At 61.9% G+C, this 13597-nt stretch carries 10 protein-coding genes; 3 read left to right on the forward strand and 7 right to left on the reverse strand.

Going from position 1 to position 13597, the window contains the following annotated elements; genetic code table 11:
* Window positions 1-49: 49 nt before the first annotated feature.
* Together AB5Y68_RS01575 and AB5Y68_RS01580 are read right to left on the reverse strand one after the other, a co-directional pair.
* Window positions 50-1090, reverse strand: coding sequence for an IS481-like element ISAs19 family transposase (locus AB5Y68_RS01575; RefSeq protein WP_368206886.1), 1041 nt, complete (start codon window positions 1088-1090; stop codon window positions 50-52).
* Between the two features lie 179 nt (window positions 1091-1269).
* A complete protein-coding gene (locus AB5Y68_RS01580; RefSeq protein ID WP_039040147.1) occupies window positions 1270-2535 on the reverse strand; it encodes a RidA family protein in 1266 nt (421 codons plus the stop codon).
* 1069 nt (window positions 2536-3604) lie between these two features.
* Here AB5Y68_RS01580 and AB5Y68_RS01585 point away from each other — a divergent pair.
* Window positions 3605-4477: a hypothetical protein gene (locus tag AB5Y68_RS01585; protein WP_039040148.1), complete on the forward strand. Its 873-nt coding sequence runs from the start codon at window positions 3605-3607 to the stop codon at window positions 4475-4477.
* 376 nt (window positions 4478-4853) lie between these two features.
* A complete protein-coding gene (locus AB5Y68_RS01590; RefSeq protein WP_234704022.1) occupies window positions 4854-5255 on the forward strand; it encodes a hypothetical protein in 402 nt (133 codons plus the stop codon).
* A gap of 112 nt (window positions 5256-5367) precedes the next feature.
* Here the strand turns inward: AB5Y68_RS01590 and AB5Y68_RS01595 are convergent, their stop codons facing one another.
* Both AB5Y68_RS01595 and AB5Y68_RS01600 read right to left on the reverse strand, forming a co-directional pair.
* The gene (locus tag AB5Y68_RS01595; RefSeq protein WP_039040149.1) at window positions 5368-6492 is read right to left on the reverse strand and encodes an anhydro-N-acetylmuramic acid kinase; all 1125 of its coding nucleotides are present in this window, start codon (window positions 6490-6492) and stop codon (window positions 5368-5370) included.
* A 154-nt stretch (window positions 6493-6646) separates the two neighbouring features.
* A complete protein-coding gene (locus tag AB5Y68_RS01600) occupies window positions 6647-7957 on the reverse strand; it encodes a peptidoglycan DD-metalloendopeptidase family protein (RefSeq protein ID WP_039040150.1) in 1311 nt (436 codons plus the stop codon).
* Window positions 7958-8071: 114 nt separating this feature from the next.
* On the opposite strand from AB5Y68_RS01600, the gene tyrS reads away from it, so the two are divergent.
* Window positions 8072-9271, forward strand: coding sequence for a tyrosine--tRNA ligase (gene tyrS, locus AB5Y68_RS01605; protein ID WP_039040151.1), 1200 nt, complete (start codon window positions 8072-8074; stop codon window positions 9269-9271).
* A gap of 82 nt (window positions 9272-9353) precedes the next feature.
* On the opposite strand, the gene ygjK is transcribed toward tyrS, so the two are convergent.
* The 3 genes from ygjK to AB5Y68_RS01620 form a co-directional block, all read right to left on the reverse strand.
* Window positions 9354-11834 carry an alpha-glucosidase gene (gene ygjK, locus AB5Y68_RS01610; RefSeq protein WP_039040152.1) on the reverse strand — a complete coding sequence of 827 codons (2481 nt, stop codon included), beginning with the start codon at window positions 11832-11834 and terminating at the stop codon, window positions 9354-9356.
* 184 nt (window positions 11835-12018) lie between these two features.
* On the reverse strand, window positions 12019-12831 hold the full coding sequence (locus AB5Y68_RS01615; RefSeq protein WP_039040153.1) for an AraC family transcriptional regulator: 813 nt from the start codon (window positions 12829-12831) through the stop codon (window positions 12019-12021).
* 11 nt (window positions 12832-12842) lie between these two features.
* Window positions 12843-13376, reverse strand: a complete 534-nt coding sequence (locus AB5Y68_RS01620) for a YbhB/YbcL family Raf kinase inhibitor-like protein (RefSeq protein WP_039040154.1) — start codon at window positions 13374-13376, stop codon at window positions 12843-12845.
* Between the last annotated feature and the right edge of the window lie 221 nt (window positions 13377-13597).

Raw genomic sequence — 13597 nt, forward strand, 5'->3', positions numbered from 1 at the left:
TGTACAGATCTAGTTATCACCTGACACCGGCCTCAAACCGGTGTCTTGTTTACGCTACTTTAGTGCGCACTTCCTTCGGTATCAATTTCAGACCCTTCTTGAACATGCTGTAGGGGGTCTGACCCTCCATCATCCTGCCCTGATGTGGCCGCTCGGTGTTGTAGTGTTCCAGGTAGCTATCCAGGTCTGTCTGCATCTGTTCTACCGACTCATACCAGGTCGTCCTCCCCTTGATACGGAAGTGCTCATCCAGCAGTGTGCGGTGCAACCGCTCGATAAAGCCATTGCTCTGCGGCCTGCGTACCTTGGTGGTCCGGTGCTCAATCCCCTCCAGTTGCAGGAACAGCTCGTAGGGATGATGGTCTGGGCGCCCACAGAACTCGCGCCCGTTATCTGACAGGATGGTATAGACCAGAGCCTCATGGGCTTCGAAGAACGGCAGTACCGTTTCATTGAGCACATGAACCGAGGTCACCGGCAGCTTGCTGGTGTAGAGCCGTCCCCAGGCATGGCGACTGTAGCAGTCCAGCACGGTTTGCAGATACACCTTGCCAACCCCCTTGAGCGCGCCGACGAAGAAGGTGTCAACCGCCACCAGTTCTCCGGTGTAGTGGACCTCAATCTGGCGTTCGCGAAACTCGGGGCTGAAGCGTTCTAACAGGCGGATCTGCTCGTCATTGAGCTCAATGGTCTGCTCCCGGTGGGTTTTCTCGAGGCGCAACAAGCGGTCATGCTTGGAGAGCAAGTCGTGACGTTGCCACACGCCACGCACACCGCCTGCACTGACGTTGATGCCTTGCAGAGCCAGTTCTTGCGCGACCCGCAGCGGGCCATGGGTTGGTCTGGTGAGAGAGTAATCGAGGATGGCTTGCTCAATCTCGGGAGCGACCCGGTTGGGATGAGCGCCTTTACAGCCGGGGAGTTTGTCGAGCAAGCCCTCGGCGCCATAGGTCTGGTAGTTACGGCGAATTTCGTAGAACTGCTGACGGCTGTAGCCGATGAGCTTGCAGGCTTTGCTGACATTATTGAGCTCTTTGGCGAGCTCTAGCAGGCTGAGTTTGCGACGTGCTACTTTCTCGTTGGTGGTCATACGGTGACTCCGGATAACACGGTAGGGGTACCGTTTTGTTATCCGGTTTGAAGCCGTATGACCACTCCCTTTTGTGGGCAACTGTCAGGTGAATACCATCTCCATACAGGTTGTAGGTCAACAAAAATATAAAAAGACACCGGCCTAAGCCGGTGTCTTTTTATCGTTAAAGCAACGTGTTACACCTGCGGCGGGGTACTTTCCGCATTGGAGAGTACGGCATCCATCTGCACCAGGGCGCCGGCGGGCAGTTCGCTTACCCCGAATACGGTGCGGGCAGGCAGATAGCCCGGGAAGTATTGGGTGTAGATGGCATCCACGTCCGCCAGATCCGCAATGTTGGCAAGCTGGATATTGACCTTGACGATATCGTCCATCACGTGGCCGATGCTCTCCACAATAGTCTTGATATGGCCGAGGCACTGGGCGGTCTGCTCACGGACGCAACCGGTCAGCACCTTGCCGGTGGTCATGTCGAGCGGCAACTGGCCGGCGATATGGTTGTAGTGAGAGAAGGCGACGCTCTGGCTATGCAGCGGGCTGCGTGGCGCTTTGTCGGTATTGCGGGCACGGATCACCAGGTTGTGTCTGTCTTCCACCAACTGGGGCGGGGTGCCGTCACCGTGGGAGATGACCGCATCCATCTGCACCCGGGCACCCAGCGGCAGGGCAGAGGCCGCGATCACGCTGCGGGCCGGCAGATAGGCGACGGCGCGGGCAATGGCGGAGTCCGGGAAGAAGGTGGTGTAGACCTCGTTGACGGCGTCGAGATCCGCCAGATTGGTCAGATAGACAGTCACCTTGACGATATCGTCGAAGGGCACGTCGATGCTCTCCAGCACGGTTTTGATATTGCGCAGGCACTGGGCCGCCTGCTCGCGGATGCCACCGTCAACCAGGGCGCCGGAGGCGGGGTCGAGGGGCAGCTGGGCACCGATATTGTTGTAATGGGAGAAGGCGACGCTCTGGCTGGAGAGCGGATCCTGCGGGGCGTGGTCGCTATTGCGGGAGATCTTGAGCAGCGGGCAGGGAGCCTGGGGGAAGGTGCCTTCCCCGTTGGAGAGCAGGGCATCCATCTGCACCCTGGCGCCGAGCGGCAGACCGGCCACCGCTAGCACTGTGCGGGTCGGCAGCGAGTGGGGGAAGAATGCCCGATAGACGGCGTTGACGGCATCGAGGTCGGCGATGTCCGCGAGGAACAGAGTCACCTTCACCATGTCCTCCATGCCGTGGCCAATGCTCTCGACGATGCCCTGGATATTGGTGAGACACTGTCTGGCCTGGGCCTGGATATCCCCTGCGACCAGCGCGCCCGTTTTCGGGTCGATCGGCAGCTGGGCGGCAATATTGTTGTAGTGGGAGAAGGCCACGCTCTGGGTATAGGGCCCCAGATCCTGAGGCGCATTGGCGGTATTTCTGGTTGACTTGATGATGGTACCACTCATGGCGATACTCCTTTTCGTTTTTGATGTAGGGTCCGAGCCGCATTGTTCTTCCCTGGCCGAATGCGGCACGCTGATGACTCGTGATATTGCGGCAACAGTTGCCCGTTCCCGCCGCAGGGCGACGGAGAAAAGGAGAACGATCATCACAGCGTCGAGCCCTGTTTCGATGCAGACAGCGCGTGCAACAGACAAGGGAGAGAAATTGGCCTGGTGATTCAGACGGGAGAATTCTAGGGGGCGGTTATCCGGGGATGCAAACCGGGATCCTGTTTCTATGAGGTGGCTCAACAGAGTGAAATATATTCATTTTGCGATTCAATTCATGACGGGTATGGCAAATAAAGGTGATGATGATCCCGCTTTACCATGAAAGTGGAACCAGATAGCGCCATATTGTCGCGCATCAGGGTTACAGCCTGTGAATCCTCCGTTAATACTTTTGGCGACATTGCAGCTTATTCTCCCGGTTTTGCATAGCTATCTATTTATCGCTCTCTCGACGCCCTGTTCAGCGCCGCCAAAATATGCTGCGGTGAGCACACTGAAATAACATTCACCCTCTTTGCATGGCCACAGGTCATGACATAAATACGGGAGAAAGAGAGGGCGCTTTTTAGCCCCTGCGGCGGAGGCTGACATGGGCGGGTCGCCACACCGCCTATGCCATATCTTTTCAGTGGCGCGAACGCAGCCCGCCAACAAGGCTCATAAGCAAGGGGAGGGGGTCTTCCCCTTGCCTGCCCCGACTTGCCGCCCCCCGATGCATATCACTCCTGTCATGACCCTCCCTGTGAGGGGGCCCCGGAGTCCACCCTGCTTTGCCGACCTGGCGTATCCCGCACTCCTTGCTATGCAGCCGGCTCATCTTCCCCGCACCACCCTTATTTGTGTTCTTTGTCATCAACTGCCGTTATTGCGACCTGGGTCGGGGTTTGTGTGGATTATTAACTGTATGATTAATAATGAAATCAGGGACCCTGCCGACGAGCAGCACGGATCGGCACTCATCTGCCCGGGAGTGGCACATGCGATCGCATCGCGATCCCCGTCATCTGACTTCGGAGGTTTTATGCTTGGATTCATTCTGGGTGACATGTACAGCCGCACCAGCGGGTTTCGGCCACCCCCCCGCCTAGGCAAGCACTTCCCCCTCGCCCCCGACTATCAACTGCGCGGTCGCACCGGTGCCGCCATCCTGACCATGGAGACCCTGCTCGATACCCCCTATCCCCAGAAGAAGTTCAGGGCCCTGATCTATGGCGCCTTTATCGAGCACCAGCGTTGCCTCTTTGCCGAGCAGGTGGTCATCGGCCGGATGGAGGAGGGCCAGGACCTGGCGATCGCCATTGACCTCGCCTTTATCAGCACGGCGGTGCCCATCGGTCTGCTCGCCATCTCGGAGGAGATCGCGCTGCTGACCACCCCCCGTCCCACCCAGACCCATCCCCATCAGGCGGCCTTGAGCCAGGCGCTCGACTGTACCGCCATGCTGATGTTCTATGCCAAGGTCATTCGCCAGCGCAATGCAGTGCTTGAGCACATCGGCCACCAGTTCGGCTACAGACCGCAGGCCGGGTTGGTGGCCAGGGTGGGCCACGGCGGGGAAGATGACTATGCCGCCTTCATGGTCAATGTGATGACCTGCATCGCCCATTCGGGCTCCTTCAAGGAGGCGCTGGAGAATGGCGTCAGGATGGGCATGCACGAGCCCGCCTTCTTCTGTATCGTCGGCGCCCTGGCCTCGACCCTGTGGGGAGTCCCCAAACCCTGGGCCCATGAGATCTCTCGATTCATCCAGCGCCAGCATCCCCACTATCTCCAGATCCTGCTGCGGGGCGAAGCCAGGGTGGGCCGCAGACAGATCAACCTGGAGCCTCCCAAACCGCCGCTCTGTGCACCGGTCAAGCGCCAGGTAAACCGCTTCCTGAAGTGGGCCTTCTAGGGCCATGGGAGTGCTCTCGAGGTGCGGGCCCATGGCGCTATCCCATCGGCCCGCCCCTCCTGAGGGTCATCACGGGGCTGTAATCTCACTGACCCCTGATCCCCCGGCTACCTTGCCCAAGAGGGGATGGCCAGAAAAGCCAACGGCTGCACGGGGGACAAGGGGTGGATAGAAGGTGATCCACCTCGCCTTTTGATGTGAACGTCTTTTGATGTTTGGCGCCATACGATACCATGCGCAGCGTGTGTTCCTGTTGGGGGAGGTGCCGCCCATCGCCCCGTGGCTGGCCGCTGGTCCTGTCATGATCACGGGATGCACAATCTGGGGCCGCCACGGCAACCCCTTATCGCCATAGCCAACAGGACGGAGTATCAGGATGGCCATTGCCATTGAACAGTCGGACAACACACTGAGGGTGAACAAGGATCGCTACGATCTGGGCCGCATCGTCGGCGTGCAGGTAAAAGCTCTCGGCTGGATGGATCGGCTCAAGAAGAGCTTGTTGCTGGGGGGGGTCACCTCCAGTGTGCTCTTTTACTTCACCCCTTCCTACGAGCAGGCGGGCAACTGGCTCATCGTGCTCTTCCTGCCCCTGGTGGGTTTTCTGTCTGGCGCCCTGATGGGGCTGCTCTCCAGCGCGAAATATGAGTTTTGCATCGAATTTTCCCACGCCGACGAGACGGGCGTGCAGTGGCTCACCGCCGCCAGGAGTCGGCATGTCGCCGATTATGAGACCTTCAAGGCGCAGGCGGCCAGGTTGAAGGAGCGGCTCGGGTAGGGAGCACAGAGTGACGGGTCTGCGCCATCTGGCGCCAGGCATAACAACAAGCCCGATCAGGTGCACCTGTTCGGGCTTGTTCCATTAGGGGGGAGGGCGCTCGGGGAGCGGCTCAGGCGGGATAGAGGGCGCCCAGCACCGCCGGGCGGCTCGCGCCGGTCACCGCAGGCAGGTTGCCCGGCTTTCGCTGGATAAAGCGTTGTGCCAGCCAGGCAAAGGCGGCCCCTTCCACCCAGTCCGGTGCAAGGCCGAGCTGGGCGGTGCTGGTCAGATGCCAGTCGGGCAGCAGGGCAGCAAGCTCCGCCAGCAGCGGGGCGTTGTGGGCGCCGCCGCCGCAGACAAACAGCTCGGGCCGGGTTGGCGCATCACTGTGGGTGGGCAACTGGCGGGCGATGCTGTGGCAGGTGAGGGATTGCAGGGTACGCTGCACATCAGCGGGGGCGTATGCGCAGCCGTCCAGCTCGCCGTCGAGCCAGTCGAGGGTGAACATCTCACGCCCCGTGCTCTTGGGGGCGGGGGCGGCGAAGTAGGGGTGAGCCAGCAACTGCTCCAGCAGCGCAGGGATAAGCTTGCCGCTGGCGGCCCACTGGCCACCGGCATCATAGCTGCCACCGTGGGGCTGATGGCGGCGATACCAGCCGTCGAGCAGGGTGTTTGCGGGGCCGGTATCGAAGCCATATACCCCTGAACCCGCCCCCCCGTCGGTCTGGCCGGGCAGCACCGAGATATTGGCAATGCCGCCGAGGTTCAGCACCACTCTAAGGGCGCCAGGGCGGGCAAAGAGCGCCTGATGGAAGGCTGGCACCAGGGGCGCCCCCTGACCGCCGAGGGCCATGTCCATGGTGCGAAAATCGGCCACCACGTCGATGCCGGTCAGGGCCGCCAGCAGGGCCGCGTTGCCGATCTGCAGGGTAAAGCCGAGCTGGGGGCGGTGGCGTATGGTCTGGCCGTGACTGCCGATGGCGCGAATCTCCTTGGGAGTCAGCGCCGCCTTGGCGAGCAGGGCCTGGGTGGCGGCGGCAAATTCGCGGGCCACCAGGTTGTCGGCGACCCCCATGCGGTCGATTTCGTTCTCCCCCGGGGTGCAGAGGGCGTGCAGCTCGTGGGCGGTCTCCGCTGGCCAGGGATGGCACAGCGCCGCCTCTACTCGAAGCGCTTCCCTATCCATCGTCACCAGCACGGCGTCGATACCGTCCATGCTGGTACCGGACATCAAGCCTATATAGCGTTCCGTCATGACAACCCCCTTTCAATGATGCAGAGGAACCGTCCGATGCCGTGTTCCGCCTTGGTCCCCGGCATCAATCGGATATATGGCCCGCTCATGACATCACCTCTTCAGTGATGCAGAGGAACGGTCTGATACCGTGTTCCACCTTGGTCGACAGCGGTCAGCTGTCGTCACCGTTGCCCTTGTTTCTGGCCAGTTGCAGCTCGGGGCTGTCCAGCTTGGCCAGCTGGGGCATGGCCTGGGCCTTGAAGCTGGCCAGCGCCCGCCCGCTGAGAGACTCCGCCTGGGGCAGGTTGAGGGTGCGCGGGTTCTTGTGCACGCCGCCCACCACGAATTCATAGTGCAGGTGCGGGCCTGTGACCCGGCCGGTGCCACCGAGCAGGCCGATGGTCTGCCCCTGCTTCACTCGCTGCCCCTTGTTGACGGTGCGCTTGGAGAGGTGCAGGTACTTGGTCACGTAGTTGCCCGCGTGCTTGATGAAGACGTAGTTGCCGTTGAACTGGTTGTAGCCGGTGGCCACCACGCTGCCGCCGCCCGCCGCCATGATGGGGGTGCCCACCGGCGCTACGTAGTCGATGCCGTTGTGGGGGCGCACCTTGCCGGTGACCGGGTGAAGGCGGCGCGGATTGAAGTTGGAGCTGATGTATTTGAAGTTGACCGGCGCGCGCAGGAAGCTCTTGCGCATCGCCTTGCCGTCCGGGGTGTAGTAGTTTCCATCCGTGTTCAGCACGGCGCGGTAGATGGCCCCCTGGTTGACGAACTCGGCGGCCAGGATGTCGCCGGAAGCAACCCGCTCGTCATCCTGGTATTTGTCCTGGTAGACCACCCGGAAGCTGTCCCCCGGTTGCAGGTCCTGGGCAAAGTCGATGTCCCAGCCGAAGATGGCGGCGAGATCCATGATCTGGTCTTCCGTCATGCCCGCTTCGACGGCGGCGCCCCAGAAGCTGGAGCGGATCTCCCCCTGGGCCACCTGTTCGCGGGTGTCGAGCTCGATCTTCACCGGCCTGGCCACGAAGCCGTCATCCCGGCGGTTCACCTTGAGCGCCTGCTCCAGGCTGTGGGGGTAATAGAGGCTGTGCAGCTCGCCGCCCTTGGTGAGCTTGAAGGTGAGCTCCTGACCGGGCTTGAGCAGGCGCAGGGTATCCGTGCCCTCGAGCTGGTCGATGAGGTGCAGATCCGTGGTGCTGAGGCCCAGGCGCTGGAAGATGACCCCCATGTTGTCGCCGCTGCGCACCTTCACCTGTCTGGTGACATAGCGCGGTTTGGGCGGGGTGACGGGCTCGGCCCGTGCCAGCTGCGCCTCCTCGTCGACCTGCTGCTCGACGGCCAGTTCGTTGTCGTTGTCATCGACCCGGGTGGCGACTGCCTGTTCGCTCGGCCAGGCCGCCAGCATCATCACCATGATGCTCAGGATCAGCACCATCTTGCGGTGCCAGTGAGGGAGAGAGTTGAAGGCGTGCCAAAGGACCATGAGAAGCAGACAAAGTTGAACCCGGAAGAAGGTCGGAGTTTACCGCCTTTCCAATTGGCCCGCCATTCCAGTAATATGTCTGGCCCTGTGGAATCGTGATTGGAGAGTCAAAAAATGTCCCAGCTCGAGGTGGCGCTAGCCGAGATCAAGCGCGGAGCGGAAGAAATTCTGGTTGAAGAAGAACTGATCGCCAAGTTGAAGGAAGGGCGCCCCCTGCGCATCAAGCTGGGGATGGACCCGACCGCGCCGGACATCCACCTGGGTCATACCGTGATCCTCAACAAGCTGAAGACCTTCCAGGATCTGGGCCATGAAGTGATCCTGCTGATCGGTGACTTCACCGCCATGGTGGGTGACCCCTCCGGCAAGAACGCCACCCGTCCGCCGCTCTCCGAAGAGGCCATCAAGCACAACGCCCTCACCTATGCCGAGCAGGCGTTCAAGATCCTCGACCCGGCCAAGACCCGCATCGAGTACAACTCCACCTGGCTGAGTGAGCTGGGCGCGACCGGCATGATCAAGCTGGCGGCCAAGCAGACCGTGGCCCGCATGATGGAGCGCGACGACTTCAAGAAGCGCTACAGCAACGGCCAGTCCATCGCCATTCACGAATTCCTCTATCCGCTGCTGCAAGGCTATGACTCGGTCGCGCTGAAGGCGGACGTCGAGCTCGGCGGTACCGATCAGAAGTTCAACCTGCTGATGGGTCGCGAGCTGCAAAAAGATGCGGGCATGGCGACCCAGTGCGTGTTGATGATGCCGCTGCTGGTAGGCCTGGACGGTGTCAAGAAGATGTCCAAGTCCGCTGCCAACTACATCGGCGTGCACGATGCCCCGGGGGAGATGTTCGGCAAGATCATGTCCATCACCGACGATCTGATGTGGAACTACTACGAGCTGCTCTCCTTCCGTCCGCTGGCTGAAATCGAAGAGTTCAAGGCGGGCATTGCTGCCGGCACCCTTAACCCGCGCGACGTGAAGATCTGGCTGGCCAAGGAGATCATCGCCCGTTATCACGACGAGGCGGCGGCCGAAGCGGCCCACGAAGACTTCACCCAGCGCTTCTCCAAGAACGCCATTCCGGACGACATGCCGGAAGTCGAACTGGCACTGGAAGGGGAAGGGCTGGCCATCGCCAACCTGCTCAAAGACGCCGATCTGGTGGCCACCACCTCCGAAGCGCTGCGCATGATCAAGCAGGGCGCGGTCAAGGTGGATGGCGAGAAGCTGGACGATGGCAAGGCCCTCATCGGTGCCGGTACCGCCGTCTACCAGGTCGGCAAGCGCAAGTTTGCCCGGGTGACCGTCAAGTAAGTCGCCAGCCTCTGGCGCTGCCATAAGAAAGGCCTCCCTTGCGGAGGCCTTTTTGTTGGGTTATTGACCGGGTCGGTTGGGTTCAACCCTCGGTTTTCAGGAAGTTGCGATAGAGCATGTAGAGGTGGGCCGAGCTCCAGCTGAAGTTGCTGGCCCCCTGCATGGCGCCGGTCTCCGGGTTGTAGTTCTCGCGGATGGGGCCGCTGCCCGCCAGCCCCTCGGCGTTGGCAAACAGCTTGTTGACGAGCTGTTGGGCATCGCTGCGATAGCCGTAGTTCTCCAGCCCCTTCACCCCGAAGTAGAACTGATCCAGCCAGACCCGACCGCGCCAGTAGATGTCGGGGTCGTAGGCCGGGTTGGTCAGTGCCGCCGTGCCGAGCGGCACCTTGGTGTTGAACTCCTGGGCATTGAGCATCACCTCGCGTACCCGCGCCGCCTTCTCCTTGTCCGCTACCTCGGCCCAGAGCGGGCTCCACCCTTCCGGGCCACGGCCGCGGGCGGTCAACAGCTTGCCGACGCAGCCGTTGGCGTCGGGCAGATCCCCCTGGGCTATCTGGCGGTCGTAATAGAAGCCGGAGGCCTCATCGAACAGGCAGCTGTTGATGTAATCGGCCAGCTGGGTCGCCCCTTCGCGGTAGCGGCTCGCCTCGTCCGGCTTGCCGAGCAGCTCGGCCATGTCGGCCAGGATGCGCTTCTCCTTGGCGAGGAAGGCGTTGAGCTCCACCGACTCCTGATCGATGGAGAAGCCGATGAGGTTGCCGTCGTCCTCATGGTTTTCAAAGAAGAAGACGTTCCAGTCCTGGCGCGCCCTGGCCATGTCGCCGCCATAGGTCTTGTCGGCATAGCGCTTGAGCTGATCCGGTTCGATAAAGCCGAAGCGGGCGGCGTTGTCCATGCCGGACTCCCAGCCGGCACCGTGCTGGGCGCCAATATCCATGTCGGCGTAGCCGCCAACGCTCAATACCTGCTGATAGAGCGCCATGCCGGCGCAGCCATACCAGCCATCTCCCTCATTGGTACAGCTCGACAGATCCAGCCCGACCGGTGCCCCCGTCGGGTACTGCACCTTGAAGGTGATGTTGCCGAACTCGTCGTTGTGCTCGACGTGGCGGGTGGCGCCATATTCGATGATGCCGTTGCGGTTGTTGTCCCGCGCCCGATACCACCAGTCGTGATAGGCCTGGATCTTCGGGTACATCTCGGCGATGAAGGCCTTGTCCTGGGTGGCGCTGTAGATCTCCCAGATGGCCCAGGCGGAGAGGGGTGGCTTGGTGTCGCGCTCGTTCCAGTTGCCGCCGTCGCCACCGCGATCGGCGAGCTTGTTGTAGAAGACGGCGTCGATCACCATGCCGGCATCCTGTGGCCGAACCGGGTCATCGGCCTGGATCTGGTAGTCATACATGGCGCGCACGTTGTTCTTGGCTACCTCGGGGTTGAAGTGGGCCATGGCGTAAGCGTGCTTCCAGCTGTCCCAGGCCCAAACCCCGTCGAACCAGCGGGCGGTGTTGGAGGGGGTCACCCCGTCGTGCAGGATGGCGCCGGCGGGGGAGCGCCAGTTGCCGTTGAGGGTCTCCATCGCCTTGACCGCGATGCGCCGCTCCGACTCCGGGATCCCCTGGTTGGAGAGGCCGCGCGCCAGGTAATCCTCCCAGCGACGGATGGAGTCATCGAAATGGCTGGCGGGGTCGGCCAGCAGCGCCTGGCGGCTCTGCTCGAAACGACTCGCGTCAGCACTGCTGTGGACATAGCTCTGCAGGGTGTAGATATCCTGCTGGCCCTTGGCGGCCAGGGTGAGGCTGGCCTCGCTCACGTAGCCGAGCCCCTGCTCGTCCAGGGTGGTGCGACTGGGCAGGGTGCGATCGATGCGGTAGCTGGCGCTGCCGCTTTGCATGATGTTCCAGGTGCTGCGCAGTTTGCCGAACTGGAATGCCACGCCGCGCTCGGTCTGGCTGATGGTGCGGGTCCAGGCGGGGTACTGCTCGGCGACCGTCTTGTTGGCATCCCACTGGTTGAGCAGCTCCCCCTGCCAGTTGAGTTTGAGGGTGAGGGGGGCGTCAGTGTGGTTGATGAGGCGGGTGCGAACCAGCGCAGTGCGGGCATCGCCATAGCGCAGCTCCAGCTCCAGGGTGAAGGGGTCAAATTCGAAGCGCTGCACCAGCGCCCCCGGGATGGCGTACAGCGCCTGCTTGCTGGCGCTGGTGAGGGGGAAGGCGCGGCCGCTCTCGTCGCTCAGGGTCAGCTTGTCCAATTCCCTTGCGAAGAACAGGCTGTACTCCTCGGCGATGACCATGGGGCCGGTAAAGCCACCCCATTCGCTGTCGCTGGCGGGCAGCAGGAAGCCGTGCCAGGCGCCGAGATCGAGCAGCGGGTTGTATTTGAGGTTGGCGTAGCTGTCAAAGTCACGGAACTGGAGCGGGGTGCCGCTGCGGTCGATCACGTTCTGATACTGGTTCGCCAGGGTGGCGCTGGGGGCGGCCGGGCTGCTGGAGTCATTGCCGTTGCAGGCAGTGAGGCCGAACAGGGCGACGCTCAGGGTGATGGAAAGTAAATTTTCACGAAACATCTCTCGCTCCGATGACAGTTTTTGTAGGTTAAGGAAGGTGTTTTTTAGTGATTATTTTAGTGAAAGCGTTTGCGAGAGCCATTATAGGGCGATTTTGGCGGGATTATTGGCGCTGTGTCACAGTGCAGGAGGGGCGAGTGTGAGCCGGGTCACCCGGTTACACGAGGTTACATAGCTTTGTATTTTAGTAATTATTTACTTTTGTGGTGGCAGTCAGCGAGAGAGAGGAGGGGCAGGTACGCAGGTATTGGTGGGGGGTCAGGCCGAACTCCTCCTTGAAGCGTGCGGCAAAGCGGCCGGGGGAGTCGTAGCCACAGGCGAGGGCGGTCTGAAGCGGAGTGAGCCCCTGTTGCAGCAGGGTGAGGGCGTGCCCCAGGCGTACCTGGGTCAGCACCTGGCGAAAGCTGCGCCCCTCGGCGGCCAGTTTGCGGACCAGGGAGGCGCGGCTCATGGCGAAGTGGGTCGCTACCGTCTCCAGCCGGTGATCGAGACCAGGCTCCACACTGAGGTAACGGGCCAGCCGCTCCCCCAGGGTCATGGTGGTGGCAGGAAAGAGCAGGCTAAGGCCCCCCGCTTCCCTGAGCTCGCCATAAAACCCTTGTAGCAGCTGGGTCTGGGCCGTCTCGCAGAGCTGCCGCTGCGCCATGGTGGTGACGAGATCGAAGCAGAAGGCGAGGGCCGACGTCACCCTGATGGCCGGTGGCTTGAGGAGATCGAGGGTGCTCTCTGCCAGCCACTCGGCCGGTGGCGGGGCCAGCAGGGTGAGCGCCTGGGAGCGAAACGAGCCCTGCTCCGGCTGGTTGACGAAGGTGAGCCGGTGACCCGCCGGGATCAGCAGCCAGCTCTCCTTGTCAAAGGAGAGGCGCTGCTCCCGCCACCACAGCTGCTTGCGGCCCTGCTGCACCCAGATGAGGGTCGGCGCGTAGATGAGCACCCGGCGCAGGGGCTGCTGGCGGATCCCGAAGTAGTGATTCAGTTGCAGCAGGGGCGTGCTCATTGGGCGGGCTCCTAGGGGGTGGTGAAGGTGGCGGTCAGGGTGGCCTTGCCAAGGGCCAGGCTGTTGAGCATGTAGCCTACCATGGCGGGCGGGGTGTTGGCCTTCACCTCCAGTGCCTTGGGCAGGGCCCAGACGGTGAACTGGTAGCGGTGCATGCCGTGACCGGCGGGCGGGCAGGGGCCGCCATAACCCTGGGTACCGTAGTCGGTGCCAAGCTCCAGCCCCTGTTTGATCTTGCCGGAGGCATTGCTCGGCAGCTCGCTCTGGCTGGCCGGCAGGTTCACCACCAGCCAGTGCCACCAGCCGCTGCCGGTGGGGGCGTCCGGGTCATAGGCGGTGATGGCGACGCTCTGGGTGCCGGCGGGCAGGCTCTGCCAGCTCAACTGGGGGGAGCGGTTCTCGCCGCTGCAACCAAAGCCGTTGAAGCTGAAGACCTTGTCCATGGGTTCACCCTCGCGGATGTCGGTACTCTTGAGGGTCATGGCGCCGGCGGGCAGGGCCGCGAGGCAGAGCAGGGGCAGCAGCGGGATAATGGGGGATCTCATGATGGGCACTCCTTTATGTGAAGATGGCATTCACTCTAAGGGGGCTGGCTCAAAACAGAGTGCCCGTATGGCTCAAATTATGCCATGGAGGCGGCTTTTGTGAGCTGTTCGGGGCTTTTGAAGGGGCATAAAAAAAGGCGCTGTCCCAATTATGTGTTGGAAGGCTAATCTGGAAGTAGGTCATCACCGCAAGGACCTTCATCATGGATACGCCAGCCTTC

The organism is Aeromonas sp. R6-1 (genome assembly GCF_040908165.1).
Classification (GTDB): Bacteria; Pseudomonadota; Gammaproteobacteria; order Enterobacterales; family Aeromonadaceae; genus Aeromonas; species Aeromonas caviae.